Origin of the sequence: Flavobacterium commune, from assembly GCF_001857965.1 — a bacterium.
Classification (GTDB): Bacteria; Bacteroidota; Bacteroidia; order Flavobacteriales; family Flavobacteriaceae; genus Flavobacterium; species Flavobacterium commune.
The window spans coordinates 2038509-2059665 of record NZ_CP017774.1 but is presented as its reverse complement, the minus strand read 5'-3'; the positions used below and the strand labels follow the sequence as shown (position 1 = coordinate 2059665).

The following is a 21157-nucleotide window of genomic DNA, read 5'->3' as shown; positions in this document are numbered from 1 at the left end:
TTGCCATTTTAAAATTAATTCCCAAAATTATATCGAAGTGTAAATCCGGATCGAATATTAGTGATAGGGAAAGATGTTGAAATTACAGCCTTAGAAAACGAATGATCATAATAGAAAATAGCTGTTAGATTTTTACTAAACGAATAATCAGCCGTTACTTTTAAAGACCATAAATTTTGCCCACCAGCCAATTGATTGTTATCATAATCCAAATAACGCACAATAGTTTGGTTGTTTCTATATGACAAATCGGCTTTAAGATTAATATCTCCTTTAATAACCCCGGTAGGATTATCAGCCAGTCTTGAAGAAAAAACCACGTTTTTAAATCGATACCCTAATCCCACAATGTATTCCACCCCTTTTACTTCGGTCAATAAATTATTATCAAAACTCATCGATAAAGCACGGTCTTTTTTAATCTCTGTCAAGACTTTTAACGAATTTTTCAATTCAAAATCCATTCGAAGAAGAGGACTAAATTGTTCCACTAAATTCACATTAGACATAATGGTTTTATTATAAAAATTACCATTATCATCTGTTCCGTTTGGATCTTTATCATAATCAAAATTAGAACGGTATTGATTAATTGTATAAGAAGCCCTGTAACTATGCTGCAAAGAGAATCGTCTGAAGGTTTTTTTAAACATATCATAACGCATCAAACCATTGTATTTTACCGTCCAGTTAGGAATAGGAAAATTTCTAAAAATGCTTGTAGAAACATTTGAAGCATCGGCTCCGGAATAAGCAGCTACAAAAGCCGGCAACAATACCGCCTGATTACTTTTTCCAAAACCTATCGGAAATCCATCATTACTAATAATTCTTTTTCGTTCGGGATTATTAGGATTTGCTAAATCGGTTTCCGGAGCAGTTGTATTCTCCGCCGGAAGTGCTGCCGCATCGTACCTAGGTACAATACTACCATAACGTTCGGCTGCCAATTGATTTGCAACTAAAAGTCTATTGGATCTAAAATCGTCAAAAGCTGCCGAAATACTCTCATCACTTTGAGAAAAAGCAGTCTTAATCAAAATTGTAGATATAGAAAACATTCCGTAATTATAAGGTGAACGCGAATTATAAGTTCCATCAGCCGACACATCATATTGCTCTGAATAATTTTCAGAAAAAGATCGATCCATCGTCAAATCAATTTTAAAATCAGGAAACAAATCTACATTAGCCGTAGCACGCAAAACTTTGTTACTTACCTGAGTATAATTTTGATTAAACTCCTGATAATTGGTCAGCCAACCATTTTTAGCTGCTTCATAACGCACATCATCCTGACTACCAAAAATAAATCCTAATGATGGTCTTGAAGAACCTAAAAACCCTATACTTGGCATATAACCCGGCAACATTGTACCACTATTTTCAGTATAATTAATCTGAACGTTCTTAACGCTGGTCAAAACCCCCAACAATCCATCAACAAACGGACTAGACTGAGCCTGTTGCTTCACCGGAGTACTCGTAATTTTTTGACCCGGTCTAGGAGCAACAGTAGGTCTGGCTGCTACTTTTGGTTTTTTGGACAAACCTAAATACTTATACAACATATCCATATTAAAACTAGCATTCAAAGTATTAGTACGTGCGTTTTGAACTGTATTTCCTAAATTAAATCCCGTACCATCCACTACTATTTCAGATAAGGCATTAGCCGATTTTTGCCAACTATAATCTCCTGTATAAGTATAATTTGCTTTTACAAAACCAAACAATGGTATTTTATTAATAGGAATATCATAGTTGACAATAAGCTGCTGCGTATGACGGTTAGGATCACCTATATCCCAGTAACTATCCCAAATAGAAAAACTATCGATAGGCTGATCGTCCTGATCCAGATAATTTTTCACCAAATTATTAGTAGAAGCCGCATAACTAAATTTCAAAGATTTTGTCAAATTATAATTGAATCCATAGTTATAATTAAAACCGAAATTTCTACGATACAAAGGATTCAGCTCAAGACCTGGCACATTCTCTACCTGTCTAAACTGCTGACGATTGTATTGCCTGTTAATATTGGTATTAAAGGTGATATTTGATGGTAAAAAATTAAAATTAAAATCACTCAATAATTTCCAATACGAACTTTTCTTCATGAATTTCGTTTTCTTAAAAGGCTCCACCGCTTTATTATCAAATGTGTAAGCATAATCAACTGAAGTACTGGCCTGCTGATCCAGATAATCTTCAACCTCATAATCATGATGTTCTACTTTATTAAACGATTGAGAAAAAGTAAAATTCTCCGGATCATAAATATGTGGTTTTTGCTCTGCCGCTCTTTGTTTTCTCACTCCAATAAAATTAATACTGGTACGCTTAGTATAATCAATCGCACGATTTCTCAAATTAGCTCTTGTATCAGCATCAGCAGTATTCTTTAAAAGCTCCTTTAATTTAATATCCTGATTAAAAGGGTCGTATTCCGGCTTAATTGTTTCCTCACCTACACTGTAATTAAAAGGTAAATTAATACCCCATTTATTAGGCAATAGTTTCCCCAGATTCAGATTAGTCACAATATTATACTGCTGAATATCTTCTCGACTTCTTTCATTTGGACCTTGTTCAATAGTTCCAAAACCTACAGTACTCATTTTTCCGGTTGCAGAAATAGTTGCAAAATCAGCAAAGTTTGTATCCACATTCAGCACAGCAGCCATACCACCGCGATTGTCCATTTCGGCCAAACGAAGTTCGTTAAACCAAACTTCTCCTTTAATTTTCTGATGAGGCTCGTTACTCTTTATCCCAACCATCAAAGTACGCACCAAACCAAAATTAGGATTTCCTTTAATACCTAATCGCAGTTTATTGATTTTACTTGCTAAACTTCCGTCTAATTCGTCCTCATTTTTATAATAAATTCCATCCAATGGCAGCGTACTGGCATCAACTGACATGGCTTCTACTTTTAATTGAGTCAACAATGCTAATGACAAATCGATTTCATTGGCCTCCGGCCAAACATCATCGGCAGTGTATTTACAAACACCATCTGTTGTTTCGGTAACCTTTAACGGAATCTCTATTTGATAAAAATTTTGTGTAAAATCATTTCCAAAACGTATAAAACCTACCATTTGATTATCTTGTAATAGCATTTCATTCTTCAACGATTCGGCATGTAAAAACATTTTCAGTTTTTTAAACTGACGCATATCCACGCTTACATTTTTAAATACAGCTCTTGAATCGTTCGGTTCCAAACCTTCTCCGGCAACTCTTAAAGATAATGATTGCTCATTTTGATTAATCAGGGTATTATTATTATACAACTGTTCTCTTTGAACCCCCGGAGGTGTAATATAATTTACCGGACATCTGGTGTCGTTTTCCTGAACATTAACCGCAATAACATCTAACTCCGTATTATCATCGCCAACATTAGTATCAGCAGGATCTAATGTTGCAGTATATCTTCTCCATTCTCCACGAACTAAATCCAAAGCTCCAAAACGCATCGTTACTTCATCCTCAAATCCTGTCATAAACATTCGCATAAAACGAATGGATCTAAAATCTTCGATACTACCTATTTTATTTTCAGGCTGTGAAACAGGAATTTTAAACTGAATCCATCGCGCTGCAGTTGTTGCTCCGTTAGGCAATGTCACATCAGCTTCTCTAACATCCGTAACATAATTCTCCCCAATTTGCATATTAGGTTTCATATCAATGCTGTACTCATAATACGCATTAATCGTATTCATCGTATTATCTCTGTTCACATCCTCAACATCAGGAAATGTTGTTGCCCCACGGTTAGGATCGTTTATATCAACCGCTGAGTTACCATCAACTCCGTTATAGTTTTTATAACGCTCTTTTACGCCACCATTAGAGTTAAGGTAAAAAGTGTAATCATCGGCTGCCGGATCCGGTTCTGAGGCGAAATTATCATAAACAGCAGTCTCAGCATTATTAGACAAACCATCTAATCCAACATCTTGATTCCTTCTGTTTTGAGTATCAGCATCAAATGTATAAATCAAAGATTGCGATGCAGGAACATCTCCCCAAATTGGTCTTGGATTCACCAAAACCTGATCTGGACCTAATCCGTTTTCATATTGTTTTCGACCATCTTTTAATATATCCTCTGATATTTCTCCTAAGTTAAAATAGACCTTACCTGTATTAGTCGCTTCTGATTTTCCATTACCCACATAAGGATCTAAGACCCAAAACTGAATGTACTCGACATTTCCCTGCTCAAAATTAGTTGAGCTTATTGAACGCATAATTCCTCCAAAATTTTCTTTTGGATTCAAATTAAAACTCGAATTATTGTTATACGGTCCTCTCTCAGACGGGTAATATGTTAAGTCTAAAGTATTAATTACCTGAGTTTGTCCTTGAGCAATGTCTAATGTTGGATACAACTCTTTGCTATAAATTCTTCTGGTAGAGTTCAACGAAATATCGTCATTCGATATTCCCGATGGTCGCTGCACATAAAAAATCGGATCAATAGTGTACCAGGCCAATTTGGATCTTTTATGTCCATAAGACAAATCATTGGCCTTAGCATTAAAATTATAAGCACTATTTGTATTTTCTTCAGGCGTTGATGCTAAACTCCAGGCATAAGCCGAACGCATATCGATAGTAGATTGCGAACCTTCAAAATCATCTACATAAAGAGTGGATTCGCCATTAAATTGATCTGCTTTTGGCGTATCCGGTTTTAAGAATGCTATTTCTCCTCTTATGGACAAATTCGACGGAACATCAGTATCAACATTAGGAAGCATATTGGCTAATCTTGTAAAAAACGGAACCTCAGTTGAAAAATTAGTATTAAATCCAAAAATGGTATTATTAACTGATTCCTGTCCGTAATTTGATTTTTGTGTAAATGGTCTCTCAGTCATTTTCAAAAAAGTACCTCCTAAGGTAAATTTATCCGAAAATTTATGCTCTACATTCACTCCCATAAATCTTCGGGTTTGTTGACCAAAAATGGAATTATTTTCAAGCGAAACATTAATAGGCGTATTTGATGCCTGCAACGACGGATCTAAAATTTGAACCCTTCCTAATTGATAATTCACACTATAATCCACACCTTCGACTAAAATTCTACCACCGGCAGTAACCACAACTGAACCTTGCGGCACATTGAACGCTCCAATTGGAATTCCGTCACCAGCTGAGGATTTATATCTTCCTCTCAGCAAGAACTTATTCTTTTCGCTGTCCTGCAATGCTCCGGACTGTGTGTTTCGATACATACTTCTAAACACATATTTAGCCTGATTAGCATTGTAAGTAGTCGAATTATTATAATCTTCGCCTGAATTTGGATTGGCTAATTTTGAAAACAACAATTCTCCAAATGGTTCTTTAGTGGTAAAAATAATTCGTCCGTTTTGACTATCCATTGTTAAGCCCGGAACAAAATCAAAGAAACCATCCCCACCTAACTGACGATCATTATTATAATTTAATTTATCCAAATTAAAAACATTCAACAATGGTGTTTCGGCCACTTTGTTTTCCAGCGATGGATTTGACGGAAAAGAACTTCCTGCCACCGGAGAAATATAATTTAATGGCGATGGATCCGTAAAAAGGATATTGAATCTAAAATCTTCCTGTTTGATTTGATAAGCCCCCGGAATTTGATAAATATTTTTCATCATCAAGTTCCAAACCGGATTCTTTACATTCGTCAAATTACTTTTCAGCATTTTCAAAATTAAACTTTGCGTAATAACTGCCTGAGTCGATTGTGGAGTTCCTGTAACCAATGTTGCATCAACACCATCGTTACCAAATTCTCCAACCTGATACACCTGATCTCCTATGGTATATTCATAAGCTACAGCCAAAATCTCATCATTAGACAATCTTTGCTGTAGTGAAATATAACCCAACTGCGGATGATAAGTAAATTCATTGGAGGTTAACTTTCGGGCATTTTCAAGTTTCGAATAATCCTGTCCTTCTATTACAGTAGCGTTAAATCCGGAACTGGAGGTTGCCATTTCACGGATATTAGAATTCAACAAGCCACCACCTGTTTGAATTTGGGCAGGATTGTATTTATTATTAGAGTTATCCGAAGGCGAATCGGCAGGATTATTAAACATTCCTGTAGAAGGATCTAAAACCACCACTTCACTGTCTGCCAATCCAGTCAGTTGAGATTCTCCTAAATCCTGAAGCGCAATAACATTTCTAAGATTATTAGAAGTGGTATTCAAACGTGTTTGTTTATTAGTTACCCACACTTCAATTCGGGTTATTTGCACCCTACTGTCTATAAAAGGATAACTTTTTAATGCAGCATCATATTTGTTTCTAAAATATTGCGAAAGAAAAAAGTGCCTGTCATTGTCATAATCCAAAGCAAAAATATCAAAATCCTGAACGGTTCCTCCATTCTGAGAAACCACTGTTTTTGTTTGTGATTTTTGTTCAGAATACACCCCCGTAACCATGGTTTTACCAAATTGCAATTGGGCTTTGACCCCAAACAAACTCTGAGCACCTCTAATTAAAGAACTATTTAGCGGCATACTCACATTTCCAACTTCAATTTTCTGGATAATATCATCTTCAGTTGGAGCATATTCTAATTTCAATAAGTTTTGAAAAGCAAAAGTAGATTGGGTATCATAATTAGCATTTACATTCAGTCTGGTTCCTACTTTCCCCATCAAACTCATACTAATCCTCTGATCAAAATCAAAAGCTAAATTAGACCTGTTTCTGGGTGAAAACGAAGGATTATCCTGTCTGGTAAAACGCACTCCCATATCCATTTCTACAGAACCTGTAGGTTTTACATCGATGGTATTACTCCCAAAAATAGATTCAAACAATCCCGATTTCACATAATAGCGAGGTAATAAATCTTTTTTCGCTTCTTCACTTCCCTCCTTTTTCCCATCAATAGCATCCGATTTCTTTTTGAAATAATCCTTCATCGATTCTTTCAAAACTAAATTCTCGTATTCTTTAGGTGTTAAGATTAAAGGATATTTAATTGAAAATCCATTAACTGAGCTGGTATAAATATAACGATCGGTTTTAGGATCATAAGTATATGCCGAAAGGATACTCTTAGGGTCTTTAATTTCAATCTTACCCAAGGAATATCCTCTTTTTGTTGTATCCTGAACTGGTTCATTTACTTGAGCTAGTGATACAAAACCACACAATAAAACCGCCAAAAAAATACAGATTTTATACATACAATTGGTTTTTGCTGTGTCTTATAAGCTTTTTAATGCTTGTTTGATAATCGATTCTACAGATGCCTCCGGATTCTCCTTTATTATTTTATCGATAAGCTTTTCTGAAGATTTTCTAACAAATCCTAAAACCTCTAATGCAGATAACGCTTCATCTCTGCTTGTATTGCTTTGTACAACCGAAACTTTATCCAAATCATACAATTTCAACACCTTATCTTTTAAATCTAAGATTACCCTCTGTGCTGTTTTACTTCCAATTCCTTTTATAGACTGAACGGTACTAACATCACCGGATGCTATTGCATTGATAATTTGTTTTGGATCTAATGACGACAACATGGTTCTTGCAATACCTGCACCTATACCCGAGACCGAAATCAATAATTTAAAAATTTCTCTTTCTGATTTCTCTACAAAACCAAATATAGTATGCGCATCTTCTTTGATTTGAAGATGGGTAAACACTTTTATAAAATCAGAAACAGGAAGCAAGGAATAAGTATGTAATGATATATGAACCTCATAACCAACTCCTCCACAATCGATAACAATTTGTGTAGGCGATTTTTCTACTAACTTCCCCTGTAAATGTGCAATCATCCGGTATTTTTTTGTAAAATATATTTTTAAATTTCGCTCACTAATTAACTGCTTTTCACCTTTAACAGTTATGGCAGTTTTATCTTATATACAAAGATAGAAGTCTTGACGTAAAAAGTTAACATTTTCATAATTCTTTTGTAAAAAACTAAAGATTGATAACATAAAAAAAGCCACAAAATTGTGGCTAAAACATCTTTATTTGCAAAATTTAAAACTAAACCTGACCTCCATTAATATAAGAATCCAATAAGTGAATTGTTTCTTTTTGTTTTTCAATTATCACTTTTACAACATCCCCAATAGAAATCAGTCCTATAACTTTATTTTCATCCACCACAGGAAGATGTCGTATCTTATTAGAACTCATCAATTCCATACAATAATCTAAATCATCTGTAGGCTTAACAGTAATCACTTTACTTACCATTATTTCCTGAACCAAAGTACTCTTGGAAGATTTTCCTTTAAGAACAATCTTTCGCGCATAATCTCTCTCAGACAAAATACCTTTTAACAAATCATCTTCAATAACGAGTATTGCACCTATGTTTTTCTCACCCATTATCTTAACAGCATCATAAACGCTAATAGTCGAAACAATTGAATACACAGTATCCCCTTTCGTGCTTAATATTTGATTTACAGTCATATTGAAAATATTTTAGAATAATAAATTTAAAAAAAATCGCCGAAAAACAGCTCATAAATAATTTAAAATTTAGGCACTAATTTTCTCATTTCTTCAAAAAATTAACATTTCTACTCAATCCCTGAAACTTAGTTCGCTTAACAGCCGATTCTTTAAAAACAATTTTAAAGGTTTCTTCGGTCATTTCTTCCCAATCTTTTTTGGTCATCGAGAGCAGAGCCGGATTGGGATTAAACAAAGGTTCGTTATGACTTTTAGAAAATCGGTTCCACGGACAAACATCCTGACAGGTATCACATCCAAATACCCAATCATCAAAATATCCTTTCATTTCCAAAGGAATATTTTCTTTTAATTCAATTGTAAAGTACGAAATACATTTGCTCCCATCAACAACATAAGGAGCAATAATAGCCTGCGTGGGGCAAGCATCAATACAGGCAGTACAACTTCCGCAATGATCAGTTGTAGGATGATCATATTCCAAATCCAAATCTATAATTAATTCAGCTATAAAATAAAAAGAACCTACTTTTTGGGTCAATAGATTACTGTTTTTCCCTATCCATCCCAAACCACTTTTGGCAGCCCAAGCCTTGTCTAAAACTGGCGCAGAATCAACAAAAACACGACCTGAAACTTCTCCAATATTTTCTTGAATGGAGAAAAGTAATTCTTTTAATTTTTCCTTTATAACAAAATGGTAATCCTTTCCGTAAGCATATTTAGAAATCTTATACGAATCCTGAACTTGTTCTTTTTCGGGATAATAATTCAATAAAAGTGACACTACACTTTTAGCATCATCAACCAATAAAGTAGGATTGAGTCGCTTGTCAAAATTATTCTCCATATAGCTCATCTTCCCATTGAGGTTTTTATTCAACCAATTTTCTAATCGAGGCGCTTCTTCTTCCAGAAAACCCGCTTTAGATATTCCACAAGACAAAAATCCGAGGCGTTTGGCTTCGGATTTGATGAATGATGTATAGCGGGAAGCCTGAAGCTGGGAGTTGGAAGAAGCCATTATTATTATTTCAATTTCGTTTTAAAAGCAATAGTCATATTCATCAAATTAAACGAATCGTTATATAATTTATCAAAAACTTCATTGCTAATATAACCTCTTCTTTTTGCTTTATACAAACAAGTAACAACTTCAGCTAAGGATCGAACAGAATAACCTAAAAACCTACTAAATTCGGGATTCGACTGTTCAATAGCCCCTTCTGAAATATTTAAAGCTATAGAATCTGAAGCTCTTAACATTTGAGACGAAAGATTATACATTTCATGCTTAGGGAAGTCTTTTATAACAAAATTAATCTCTTCTCCAAAATCCATAGATTTCTGCCAGATAATTAATTTTTCGAATTTAAAACTCATGATTTTATATTTTTTGTTGGTAGTAGGGAGTTAGAAGTTTAAAAGAGGAGTTTCTTAATTGTGGATTACTTCCAACTCCCTACTTCCCTCTTCCCCCCTAAAATAATCCTCCCTGAATATTAGTTCTAACTTTTCCTAAATGTTTATAGGCTTTCTCGGTAACTTCACGTCCGCGTGGAGTACGCATAATAAAACCTTCCTGAATTAAAAAAGGCTCGTAAACTTCTTCGATAGTTTCACTACTTTCGGAAACTGCAGTTGCCAAAGTACTCAATCCTACAGGCCCACCTTTGAATTTATCAATTATGGTATTCAGTATTTTATTATCCATTTCGTCCAAACCATGAGCATCAACATGTAGTGCTTTTAAGGCATATTTTGAAATTTCAATATCAATAGTTCCGTTTCCTTTTATTTGAGCAAAATCACGAACTCTTCTCAACAAAGCATTTGCAATCCTTGGTGTTCCTCTGCTTCTTCCAGCAATTTCTATAGCGGCTTCCATAGAAATAGGCATTTTTAAAATGGAAGCACTTCTTTGCACAATGGTAGTCAACAATTCAACTGTATAATATTGCAATCTGGAAGAAATACCAAAACGAGCTCGCATAGGCGCTGTTAAAAGTCCTGAACGGGTTGTAGCACCAATTAGGGTAAATGGATTTAAATTGATTTGAACCGTTCTCGCATTAGGCCCGGATTCTATCATAATATCAATCTTAAAATCCTCCATAGCCGAATACAAATATTCTTCCACTACAGGACTCAAACGATGGATTTCATCAATAAACAAAACATCTCTTTCTTCGAGATTAGTCAACAAACCAGCTAAATCGCCCGGTTTATCCAGCACAGGACCCGAAGTTATTTTGATTCCTACACCCAATTCATTAGCTAAAATATTTGCCAATGTTGTTTTCCCAAGTCCCGGAGGTCCATGGAACAAAGCATGATCTAAGGCTTCATTTCGTTGATTTGCAGCTGCAACAAAAACTTTAAGATTTTCCAAAACCTGATCTTGTCCTGCAAAATCATCAAAAGTAAGAGGTCTTAATCTTTTTTCAAGATCAAGTTCTTCTGAATTAAAGCGTTTGTTTGTTGGGTCTAAATTTTCATTCATGTAACAAAGATAGACAAAGTAATCAGTTTCTAAAACAGTTAAATTCCAAATTAAAATTCCAAATCCCAATACAAGACTATACATCATTGGGATTTAAAATATTGGGAATTACTTTTTTTGATTAACAAAAAAAAGACCCTCTTTTCAGAAGGTCTTTATAATATTTAGTGGTGTAAAACTGATTCACCTGGTTTCATTGGAACCGTTTGAGGAACAAAATCTTCTTCGTGTTCCGGGTTACTGTAATCGTAAGCCCATCTATGAACTTCAGGAATTTCTCCTGGCCAGTTACCGTGAATGTGTTCTACCGGAGTAGTCCATTCTAATGTAGTAGATTTCCATGGATTTTGCTCTGCTTTTTTACCGTAGAAGATACTGCTAAAGAAGTTGTACAAGAATACTAATTGGAAAGCTCCACCAACTAATGCAAATGTTGTAATTAATACATTAACATTTTGCAAATCGTCAAATAACGGGAAGTTAGTGTTTGTATAGTAACGTCTTGGTAAACCTGCTAATCCAATAAAGTGCATTGGAAAGAAAACTCCATAAGCACAAACTGCAGTAATCCAAAAGTGAACGTAACCTAAATTTTTATTTAACATTCTACCATACATTTTAGGGAACCAGTGGTAAATACCGGCAAACATTCCGTAAAGTGCAGAGATACCCATTACTAAGTGAAAGTGAGCAATTACAAAGTAAGTATCGTGAACGTTAATATCTAATGTACTATCTCCTAAAATGATTCCTGTTAAACCTCCTGTGATGAAAGTTGAAACCATCCCGATTGAGAACAACATAGCAGGGTTTAATTGTAAGTTACCTTTCCACAAAGTTGTAATCCAGTTGAACGCTTTTACAGCAGATGGAATTGCAATTAATAAAGTAGTAAATGTAAATACAGAACCTAAGAAAGGATTCATACCTGAGATAAACATGTGGTGACCCCATACAATTGTAGATAAAAATGCAATTGCAAGAACTGACATAATCATCGCTCTGTAACCAAAGATTGGTTTACGAGAGTTGGTCGCCATAATTTCAGATACAAGACCCATTGCAGGCAAGATTACGATATAAACCTCAGGGTGACCTAGGAACCAGAATAAGTGTTCGAACAATACAGGAGAACCACCTTGGTAATGTAAAACTTCACCAGCAATATAAATATCGGATAAGAAGAATGAAGTACCAAAACTTCTATCGAAAATCAACAATAAAGCTGCAGACAATAATACCGGGAACGAAATAACACCAATAATTGCTGTCACGAAGAATGTCCAGATAGTAAGAGGAAGTCTTGTCATAGACATTCCTTTAGTTCTTAAGTTGATTACAGTTACGATGTAATTTAAAGATCCCATCAAAGAAGAAGCAATGAATAAAGCCATCGATACTAACCAAAGAGTCATACCAGCACCTGATCCAGGAATTGCCTGTGGTAAAGCACTTAAAGGCGGATAGATTGTCCAACCTGCTGATGCAGGACCAGCTTCTACAAATAATGAACTTAACATCACTACTGCTGATAAGAAGAACAACCAGTAAGAAATCATATTCATAAATCCGGATGCCATATCTCTTGCACCAATTTGAAGCGGAATAAGCAAGTTACTAAACGTACCACTCAATCCGGCTGTCAATACAAAGAATACCATGATGGTACCGTGTATTGTAACTAAGGCAAGATAAACATCATTAGCCATTACACCTTCAGGAGCAAATTTATCACCTAATAAAACATTAAAAATTTTAAAAGACTCTTCTGGCCATGCTAATTGCATTCTAAAAAGCAAAGACATACTAATACCAATAACTCCCATAATAATACCTGTAATAAGGTATTGCTTAGCAATCATTTTGTGATCAATACTAAAAATGTATTTAGTAATGAATGTCTCTTTATGGTGGTGTTCGTGTTCGTGATCGTGAGCGTGATCGTGACCTTCTGCTGACATATATTAAACTTTAAATTTTCTTAATAAATTATTTAACAGCAACTTCATTAGCAGCTGCTAGTGTATCATTGCTTTTAGCTTCTCCTGATGCGTCATCAGCAGGTTTTTCTAATGAAGCTTTCACCTCATTAACTAAAGTAGTTTTATCTGCTAACCATTTTTTGTAATCTTCAGGTGTATCAACCACAACCTTCATTTGCATATTATAGTGAGAAGAACCACAAATTTTATTACAAAGCAACAAATAATCAAAAGTATAAGGATCTAAACCAGGCTGACCTTTAGCAATTAAATCAAGGCTTTGCTTAGCTCTTAACTCATTGATATGAGCTACTTTTTCAATCATATAAGGCAATTCTCTATACTCAGCAGTTGTGTAAGTAGGAGTAAAAGCAAATTCAGTAACCATACCAGGTACACAGTTCATTTGTGCTCTAAAATGAGGAAAATAAGCTGAGTGTAAAACATCCTGAGAACGGAATTTGAATTGTACTTTTTTACCTTTTGGAATGTGTAATTCAGTTACAACAATATCATCCTGTGCATTAGGATCAGCTAAATCAACTCCTAAAGTATTTACACCTTCAATATATCTAACATTAGCTTTCCCAAGAACGTTATCTTCTCCAGCTAATCTGGCAGTCCATTTAAATTGTTGAGCGTATAATTCGATTACAATAGTATCCTCATCTTCATCAACAAACATAATATTAGTCCAAGCATATAATCCGTAAAGAATTAAACCGGCTAATGTAACTGCAGGAATGATACTCCATAAAGCTTCTAACTTATTGTTATCAGCAAAATATAAAGCCTTTTGATCTTTTTTACCTTTGTATTTAAAAGCAAAGTAGTGTAATAATAACTGAGTAATTGCCTGAACAACAAAAATTAAAACCCAAGTAATATTCATTAATCTGTCAACTTCTGTTCCGTGCTCAGAAGCAGGAGTATGAAGAGGTAAATTACCCCAAGTAAGCAAACCATATATAGTAAATACATATAAGAATGCTAAAAAACCAAACATCAAATATCCTTGAATATTATTGTCTTTATCATTAGCTACCTGAGAACTATCTGAAGAAGAACCCACTTGAGTAAGGTCAAATATTTTAGTCAATTGCCATAAAGCAACAGCTAATAAAACTAAAACTATAATTACCAACAAACTTGTCATCTGTTTATCTCTTTAAAAATTAATAATGGAAATGTTTACTTTCTTCGATATAAGGATTTCTTTTTGCTAATAAAGGAGTTTTAGTTAATGCTGTAAATACAGTAAAAATAAACAACCCAAGGAAGAAAAGAACTGATGAGATTTCAGGAACACCAATAAACCATTGATCTCCTACAGTACCAGGCATAATCATATTAAAGAAATCAATATAGTGACCTGCTAAAATAACAATACCAGCCATAACAATTACCCAAGTAATTCTTTTGAAATCAGTATTGATAAGAATCAATATCGGGAAAACAAAGTTCATAACAACAGCTCCAAAGAATGGAAGATTGTATAAGTTAATTCTAGTTACAAAATAAGTAATCTCCTCAGGAATGTTAGCATACCAAATCAACATAAATTGAGAGAACCATAAGTAAGTCCAAAAGATACTGATACCAAACATGAACTTAGCTAAATCATGAATATGACTTGTGTTTACATATTCTAAGTAACCTCTTGATTTTAAGTAAACAGTCACCATAGCAATCATAGTAATTCCACTTACAAAGAAACTTGCAAATACATACCATCCAAACAATGTAGAAAACCAGTGTGGATCAAATGACATAATCCAATCCCAAGACATAATAGACTCAGAAACGATAAAAAACACTAAGAATCCTGCTGATAATTTAAAGTTCTTTTTGTAGAAAGAATTATCATTAGCCTCATCTTGAGCCAAACAGTTCTTTTGAGAATAATGACGGTATAAATTCCAACCCAACAAGAAAATTGCTGCTCTTACAATCCAGAAACCAAAGTTTAAATAACCTGATTTTCCAGCAATCAATTCGTCATAATTAGCACTTTTAGGATCAGTTACTCCATCAGCTAACCAAGTGAATAAGTGATTAAAGTGAAGACCAGATAAAACTAATATTACAAAGAATATTACAGAACCATAAGGTAAGTAAGCTGTAATACCTTGCATAACTCTGAACAAAACCGGAGACCATCCAGCCTGTGCTACTTGTTGAATTGCATAAAACACTAAAGTTCCCATAGCAACAAGCATAAAGAAAATACAAGCAACATATAAGGCTGCCCAAGGCTTATTTTGCAATTGGTGCAAAACATGAGTCAAATGTTCTTCGTGTTCTGATGCTTCTTTAGCTTCATCAGCTTTAGCATGATGAGAAACAGCTGCGTGAGCTTCTCCTCCATGGGCTGCTGCGTGAGCACCTCCTGCTTTAGCTTCTTCATGATGTGCTTCTCCGTGACCACCGTGAGATTCAGCAGCGAGTATTTTCTCAACTTCATGAATATCTTTTGGTGCGTTTAAAAAACCATAAGCTATTCCTAATATACCAACGGCCATTAAGATGATAGAAAAAGTTTTTAATTTACTTGAAAATGTGTACATATCTATTACGATCAGTTTGTTCAACAATTATAATTGGCTTTTAAGTTTAAGAACATAGTCAGCAATTAACCAACGTTCATGAACACTTAATTGATTGGCATGAGAACCCATTGAATTTAAACCATAAGTCTGAACGTGAAATATACTTCCTTCAGTAATTTCTCTGTCAGCATAACTAGGTACTCCCAGGAATTTCTCTCTCTCAACTAATTTTCCTTTACCATTACCAGTTGCACCATGACAACTAATACAATAGATATCGAAAAGTTCTTTTCCTTTATCAGAATTTCTATCTAATGAATCCAATGGTGATTTTAAATTTGCTTTAGCTAATTCATAACCTTCCGTAGTATTTGGATACTCATAAGGTTCAAAACCTCTGTTAATACTTCCTTCAGCAGGAAGTAAACCTTCTTTACCATCAGGAAAAGCTTTAGATTCTGAATAAGTTTCATAGCCTACTGACTCATACATATTTGGAAAATACTGATAATTCGGCTCTTTATCATTATGACATGAAGCTACTAAAATAGTTATGCCTAACAATAGTGTTATTTTATATACCCTTTTCATATCTAAATTAATTCTTTTCTATTACTTTAACTTCTACAGCACCTGTACTTTTGAAAAAAGAAACTAATTCTTCCTCATTGTCTTTAATAGCTACTTCCATTAAGAAATGATCATCAGTAGTTCTTACATCAGGATTTTCAGCTTCTTTAAAAGGCCACAATCTACTTCTCATATAAAAAGTAATAACCATTAAGTGAGCTGCAAAAAATACAGTCATCTCAAACATAATTGGCACAAAAGATGGCATATTTTGGATATAACTAAAACTAGGTTTTCCTCCAATGTCTTGTGGCCAGTCATGAATCATAATATAACTCATCATGAAAGTGGCAACAGAAATACCAACACATCCATATAAGAATGCACAAATTGCTAATCTAGTAGGTGCTATTCCCATAGCTTTATCCAAACCATGAACAGGGAATGGAGAAAAAACATCTTCAATATGATGATGAGCTGCTCTGGTTTTCTTAACCGCATTCATCAATACATCATCGTCATTATAAATGGCGTATATTACTTTACTACTACTCATGGTGTGAATCTTTATTTGCTTCTCTTTCTCTAATGTAATTATCTCCTGTTGCTTTAAGGATTGTTTTAACCTCTGCCTGTGCAATTACAGGGAAAGTTCTTGAATACAATAAAAACAACACAAAGAAGAAACCTATTGTTCCAATGAAAATTCCAATATCTACAAATGTTGGAGAGAACATTGTCCAAGAAGACGGTAAATAATCTCTATGTAAAGAAGTTACAATGATTACAAAACGCTCAAACCACATTCCTATGTTTACAACAATCGAAATTACAAATGAAAACATGATACTTGTTCTTAACTTTTTAAACCACATAAATTGTGGAGAGAAAACATTACAAGTCATCATCGCCCAATATGCCCACCAGTAAGGTCCGGTAGCTCTGTTCAAGAACGCATATTGCTCATACTCTACTCCTGAATACCAAGCAACAAATAACTCAGTAATATAAGCCACACCTACGATAGAACCGGTAATCATAATGATAATGTTCATCAACTCGATGTGTTGTAAAGTAATATAAGCTTCAAGGTTAGAAACTTTTCTCATAATGATAAGCAAGGTGTTAACCATCGCAAATCCTGAGAATACCGCTCCTGCAACGAAGTAAGGAGGGAAAATTGTAGTATGCCATCCCGGAATTACCGAAGTAGCAAAGTCCATAGATACAATGGTGTGTACAGAAAGTACAAGAGGAGTTGCTAAACCGGCAAGTACCAAAGATACTTCTTCAAAACGTTGCCAATCTTTTACTCTACCACTCCATCCGAAACTCAAGATTGAATATACTCTTTTATTAAATGGAGTAACAGCTCTATCTCTAAGCATTGCAAAGTCAGGCAATAAACCAGTCCACCAGAAAACTAATGATACTGATAAATAGGTAGAGATTGCAAATACGTCCCAAAGTAATGGCGAGTTAAAGTTAACCCATAAAGATCCAAATTGATTTGGTATAGGTAATACCCAGTAAGCTAACCAAGGACGTCCCATGTGAATAATCGGGAACAAACCTGCTTGTACAACCGAGAAAATTGTCATCGCCTCTGCTGAACGGTTAATTGCCATTCTCCATCTTTGACGGAACAACAATAATACTGCAGAGATAAGTGTACCAGCGTGTCCAATACCTACCCACCAAACGAAGTTAGTGATATCCCAAGCCCATCCAACTGTTTTATTTAATCCCCATGTTCCAATACCTGTAGATATCGTATAAACTATACATCCTATTCCCCAAAGAAAGGCTGCTAAAGCGATTGAAAATACAATCCACCAATGTTTATTAGCCAAACCTTCGACAGGCGCTGCCACATCTACTGTTACATCGTGATAAGATTTATCACCTATAACTAAAGGCTTTCTAATACTAGAGTCGTATATATGAGACATATTCCTTTATATTGATTTTAAATTTATTTCTTAAGTGTTTCTAACTTTTACGTGATAAACCACATTTGGCTTTGTTCCAACATGCTCTAACAAGTGGTATGATCTTTCATCAGCAGCTAATTTAGCAACCTTACTTGCTTTATCATTAACATCTCCAAATATCATTGCTCCGGAAGAACAAGCTGCAGAACAAGCCGTTTGGAATTCACCATCAACTACTTCTCTACCTTCTTTCTTAGCATTTAAGATAGTGGCTTGTGTCATTTGGATACACATAGAACATTTCTCCATAACACCACGAGAACGAACATTAACATCAGGATTCAATACCATACGTCCTAAATCATCATTCATATGGTAATCAAACTCACTGTTTTTGTTGTACAAGAACCAGTTAAAACGACGTACTTTATAAGGACAGTTGTTAGCACAGTAACGAGTACCAACACATCTGTTATAAGCCATGTGATTTTGACCTTGACGACCGTGAGAAGTTGCAGCAACTGGACAAACTGTTTCACAAGGTGCGTGGTTACAGTGTTGACACATTACCGGTTGGAAAGCAACCTGTGGATTATCTGAAGCTTTTTCCATTTCATTGAAAGTAGAAAGTGAACTAGATAAACCTGCAATTCCTTCTTTTCTTTCGTTATCTCCTACGAAAGTTTCTTCAGAAGAATAATATCTGTCAATACGCAACCAGTGCATATCGCGGCTTCTTCTTACCTCTGATTTACCTACAACAGGCACATTGTTTTCAGCATGACAAGCAATCACACAAGCTCCACAACCTGTACAAGCATTTAAATCGATAGATAGGTTAAAGTGATGACCTACAGAACGATCAAAAGATTCCCACAAATCAACAGAAGTAGCTTCTACTTCTTTGTGATCTAATGATACTTTTGGAGTTTCGTTCCAGATTTTAGAATCTTTAGTATTGAAAATCTCTAAAGAAGTCTCTTTAATAATATCTCCTCTACCCATTAAAGTTTTTTGACCTTGAACACAAGCAAACTCATGTTCTCCGGCAGATTTAACTAATTCAACTGATTGAACATCATTAAAACCTTTATATAAAGCGTAAGCATTTAAACCTACCTGCATTTCTTCTTTCAAAGCCGCTTTACGACCATATCCTAAAGCTAAACCTACTGTTCCAACAGCCTGACCTGGTTGAACAATAACTGGTACATTTTCTAATTTAGCCCCATCAGCAGTTGTAATTGTAGCATAACTACCGTTCAATCCACCATTAGCAACTATCTCATTAGACAAACCTAATGTTTTTGCATCAGCATTAGAAACTGTAACATAGTTATCCCAAGATACTCTTGTAATTGGATCCGGGAACTCTTGTAACCATGGGTTGTTAGCCTGTTGACCATCACCCATACCCGTTTTAGTATATAAAACTAATTCTAATCCGTTAGCAGCTTTTGATTTTGCTAATTCAGCAGCAGCACCGGCATAATCAGCCGTACCACCTGACAAAGCAACAGGAGCTCCGACAAAAACACCATCATGCAATACTTTATTCCAAGTTGAACCTGCAATAAATGATGCAGAATAAGCTTTTAAATAATCGTAGTAAGTTCCGCTAAGACCATTAATAAACATCAAAACATCCTGAAACTGTTTTGTTTTAAATAATGGACGGATAGTTGGCTGTGTTAAACTATAAGTTCCTTTAGTTAGAACTAAATCTCCCCAAGCCTCTAAGTAATGAGGAACCGGAGCAGCAATAGTTGCAATAGCAGCAGTTTCATCCTCTTTAATAGATAAAGCAACAGAAGTTTTTACTTTTTTAAGACCCTCAACAAAAGAAGCTGAATCAGCCAAAGTATAAACCGGGTTCACCCCACTCATAATCAAAGTATGAACACTTCCCGCTTTCATATCATTGATTAACTGAGCCACTTGTGCATCAGAACCTTTTCTTATTTGTCTTGCACCAACAGTAGAGAAAGCTTCACTAGCTAAAACCTGATTGATAGCCAAGACTAATAATTGTGCATTTTTATCCTGAATACCTGATACTAAAAGTCCTTTAGAACCCGCAGCTTTTAATTGCTGAGCAGCCTTAGTAACTTCAGCTTTAATTTCCGGTGATAAGTTAACCGCTACAGAAGAGCCTGTAATGATATTATATATAAGTACTAATGCTTGCTTTTGATTAGCAACTGAAATAGGCAAACGCTTATCAGCAGCAGCACCAGACAAAGTCATATTAGCTTCTAATTGGAAATGACGAGACATTTTTCCGTTTTTAGGAATTCTGCCTTGTGCATATCCAGCATCAAATCCTCCACCTTGCCAATCTCCTAAGAAATCAGCTCCTACAGAAACAATAAGAGATGCTTTTGAGAAATCATAATCTACTAAAGCTCTTTCTCCATAAACAGCTTCAAAAGCATCTAAAGCTTCAGAAGAAGAAACAGCATCATAAATTACATGTTTTGCATTTGGATTTGAACCAATAAAATCAGCAATTAATTTTTCTGTCGAAGGACTCGCTAAAGTGTTTGTTAAGAAAACCACCTGACCACCTTTAGCTTTCGCTTCAGCAATGCTTGATTTAATTTTTGAATCTACTACAGACCAAGCTGAATCTTTACCTTCAACTTTTGGTTCTTTCAAACGCATATTATCATACAATGACAATATTGAGGCATGAATTCTGGCATTTGCAGCAAATTTAGCTCCCGAAATAGTATTATTATCTATTTTAATAGGACGCCCTTCACGTGTTTTAACAAGTAGATTTGCAAAATCAAAACCATCAAAAACAGAAGTTGCATAATAATCTGCTACTCCGGGAATGATTTGCTCCGGTTGTAATACATAAGGAATCGACTTGTTCACAGGGCCTTCGCATGCTGCAAGTGTAGCTGCTGCAGTACTGAACCCAACGTACTTTAGAAAATCACGTCTTGATGTTGAAGATGATGCCATTGCATCAGCATTCCCTAAAAATTCATCCGTAGGAATTTCTTCGACAAACTCGTTATTTCTAAGCGCCTCAACAATAGAACCATTTTCTAGTTCCTCAACACTTTTCCAGTATTTTTTGTTTGATGACATTGTATATATATATTAAAATCTTAATAA

General features: G+C 34.9%; 13 protein-coding genes. All 13 read right to left on the bottom strand.

All coding sequences use genetic code 11. The features are described from left to right. Positions 1 to 14 precede the first annotated feature (14 nt). The 13 genes from sov to BIW12_RS08485 all read right to left on the bottom strand — a co-directional run bounded on the left by sov (position 15) and on the right by BIW12_RS08485 (position 21130). The gene (sov, locus tag BIW12_RS08545; RefSeq protein ID WP_071184739.1) at positions 15 to 7232 is read right to left on the bottom strand and encodes a T9SS outer membrane translocon Sov/SprA; all 7218 of its coding nucleotides are present in this window, start codon (positions 7230 to 7232) and stop codon (positions 15 to 17) included. A 21-nt stretch (positions 7233 to 7253) separates the two neighbouring features. Continuing rightward, positions 7254 to 7835, bottom strand: a complete 582-nt coding sequence (ruvA, locus tag BIW12_RS08540; RefSeq protein WP_071184738.1) for a Holliday junction branch migration protein RuvA — start codon at positions 7833 to 7835, stop codon at positions 7254 to 7256. A 217-nt stretch (positions 7836 to 8052) separates the two neighbouring features. Beyond that, positions 8053 to 8487 (bottom strand): CBS domain-containing protein, encoded by a 435-nt coding sequence (locus tag BIW12_RS08535; RefSeq protein WP_071184737.1) that lies wholly within the window; start codon positions 8485 to 8487, stop codon positions 8053 to 8055. Between the two features lie 85 nt (positions 8488 to 8572). Next, positions 8573 to 9514, bottom strand: a complete 942-nt coding sequence (queG, locus tag BIW12_RS08530; protein ID WP_071184736.1) for a tRNA epoxyqueuosine(34) reductase QueG — start codon at positions 9512 to 9514, stop codon at positions 8573 to 8575. A 5-nt stretch (positions 9515 to 9519) separates the two neighbouring features. Next, positions 9520 to 9873, bottom strand: coding sequence for a four helix bundle protein (locus tag BIW12_RS08525; protein ID WP_071184735.1), 354 nt, complete (start codon positions 9871 to 9873; stop codon positions 9520 to 9522). Between the two features lie 97 nt (positions 9874 to 9970). Next, positions 9971 to 10993: a Holliday junction branch migration DNA helicase RuvB gene (ruvB, locus tag BIW12_RS08520; protein WP_071186244.1), complete on the bottom strand. Its 1023-nt coding sequence runs from the start codon at positions 10991 to 10993 to the stop codon at positions 9971 to 9973. A gap of 164 nt (positions 10994 to 11157) precedes the next feature. Then, positions 11158 to 12954, bottom strand: coding sequence for a cytochrome c oxidase subunit I (locus tag BIW12_RS08515; protein ID WP_071184734.1), 1797 nt, complete (start codon positions 12952 to 12954; stop codon positions 11158 to 11160). 28 nt (positions 12955 to 12982) lie between these two features. Continuing rightward, entirely contained in the window at positions 12983 to 14131 is a 1149-nt protein-coding gene (locus tag BIW12_RS08510) for a cytochrome c oxidase subunit II (protein ID WP_071184733.1), read from the bottom strand. Positions 14132 to 14150: 19 nt separating this feature from the next. Next, positions 14151 to 15542: a quinol:cytochrome C oxidoreductase gene (locus BIW12_RS08505; protein ID WP_071184732.1), complete on the bottom strand. Its 1392-nt coding sequence runs from the start codon at positions 15540 to 15542 to the stop codon at positions 14151 to 14153. Positions 15543 to 15569: 27 nt separating this feature from the next. After that, a complete protein-coding gene (locus tag BIW12_RS08500; RefSeq protein ID WP_071184731.1) occupies positions 15570 to 16115 on the bottom strand; it encodes a c-type cytochrome in 546 nt (181 codons plus the stop codon). Positions 16116 to 16122: 7 nt separating this feature from the next. Continuing rightward, the gene (locus BIW12_RS08495) at positions 16123 to 16650 is read right to left on the bottom strand and encodes a DUF3341 domain-containing protein (RefSeq protein WP_071184730.1); all 528 of its coding nucleotides are present in this window, start codon (positions 16648 to 16650) and stop codon (positions 16123 to 16125) included. Continuing rightward, positions 16643 to 18046 (bottom strand): NrfD/PsrC family molybdoenzyme membrane anchor subunit, encoded by a 1404-nt coding sequence (gene nrfD / locus BIW12_RS08490; protein ID WP_071184729.1) that lies wholly within the window; start codon positions 18044 to 18046, stop codon positions 16643 to 16645. Before nrfD ends, BIW12_RS08495 begins: the two co-directional genes overlap by 8 nt. Before the next feature lie 30 nt (positions 18047 to 18076). Continuing rightward, entirely contained in the window at positions 18077 to 21130 is a 3054-nt protein-coding gene (locus BIW12_RS08485; RefSeq protein WP_071184728.1) for a TAT-variant-translocated molybdopterin oxidoreductase, read from the bottom strand. Between the last annotated feature and the right edge of the window lie 27 nt (positions 21131 to 21157).

Excerpts from the sequence above, each read along its gene's own strand:
- ruvB (WP_071186244.1), bottom strand. The coding sequence starts at position 10,993 with ATGAATGAAAATTTAGACCCAACAAACAAACGCTTTAATTCAGAAGAA.
- nrfD (WP_071184729.1), bottom strand. The coding sequence starts at position 18,046 with ATGTCTCATATATACGACTCTAGTATTAGAAAGCCTTTAGTTATAGGT.
- BIW12_RS08525 (WP_071184735.1), bottom strand. The coding sequence starts at position 9,873 with ATGAGTTTTAAATTCGAAAAATTAATTATCTGGCAGAAATCTATGGAT.
- BIW12_RS08515 (WP_071184734.1), bottom strand. The coding sequence starts at position 12,954 with ATGTCAGCAGAAGGTCACGATCACGCTCACGATCACGAACACGAACAC.
- BIW12_RS08495 (WP_071184730.1), bottom strand. The coding sequence starts at position 16,650 with ATGAGTAGTAGTAAAGTAATATACGCCATTTATAATGACGATGATGTA.
- BIW12_RS08510 (WP_071184733.1), bottom strand. The coding sequence starts at position 14,131 with ATGACAAGTTTGTTGGTAATTATAGTTTTAGTTTTATTAGCTGTTGCT.
- queG (WP_071184736.1), bottom strand. The coding sequence starts at position 9,514 with ATGGCTTCTTCCAACTCCCAGCTTCAGGCTTCCCGCTATACATCATTC.
- BIW12_RS08535 (WP_071184737.1), bottom strand. The coding sequence starts at position 8,487 with ATGACTGTAAATCAAATATTAAGCACGAAAGGGGATACTGTGTATTCA.
- BIW12_RS08505 (WP_071184732.1), bottom strand. The coding sequence starts at position 15,542 with ATGTACACATTTTCAAGTAAATTAAAAACTTTTTCTATCATCTTAATG.
- sov (WP_071184739.1), bottom strand. The coding sequence starts at position 7,232 with ATGTATAAAATCTGTATTTTTTTGGCGGTTTTATTGTGTGGTTTTGTA.
- ruvA (WP_071184738.1), bottom strand. The coding sequence starts at position 7,835 with ATGATTGCACATTTACAGGGGAAGTTAGTAGAAAAATCGCCTACACAA.
- BIW12_RS08485 (WP_071184728.1), bottom strand. The coding sequence starts at position 21,130 with ATGTCATCAAACAAAAAATACTGGAAAAGTGTTGAGGAACTAGAAAAT.
- BIW12_RS08500 (WP_071184731.1), bottom strand. The coding sequence starts at position 16,115 with ATGAAAAGGGTATATAAAATAACACTATTGTTAGGCATAACTATTTTA.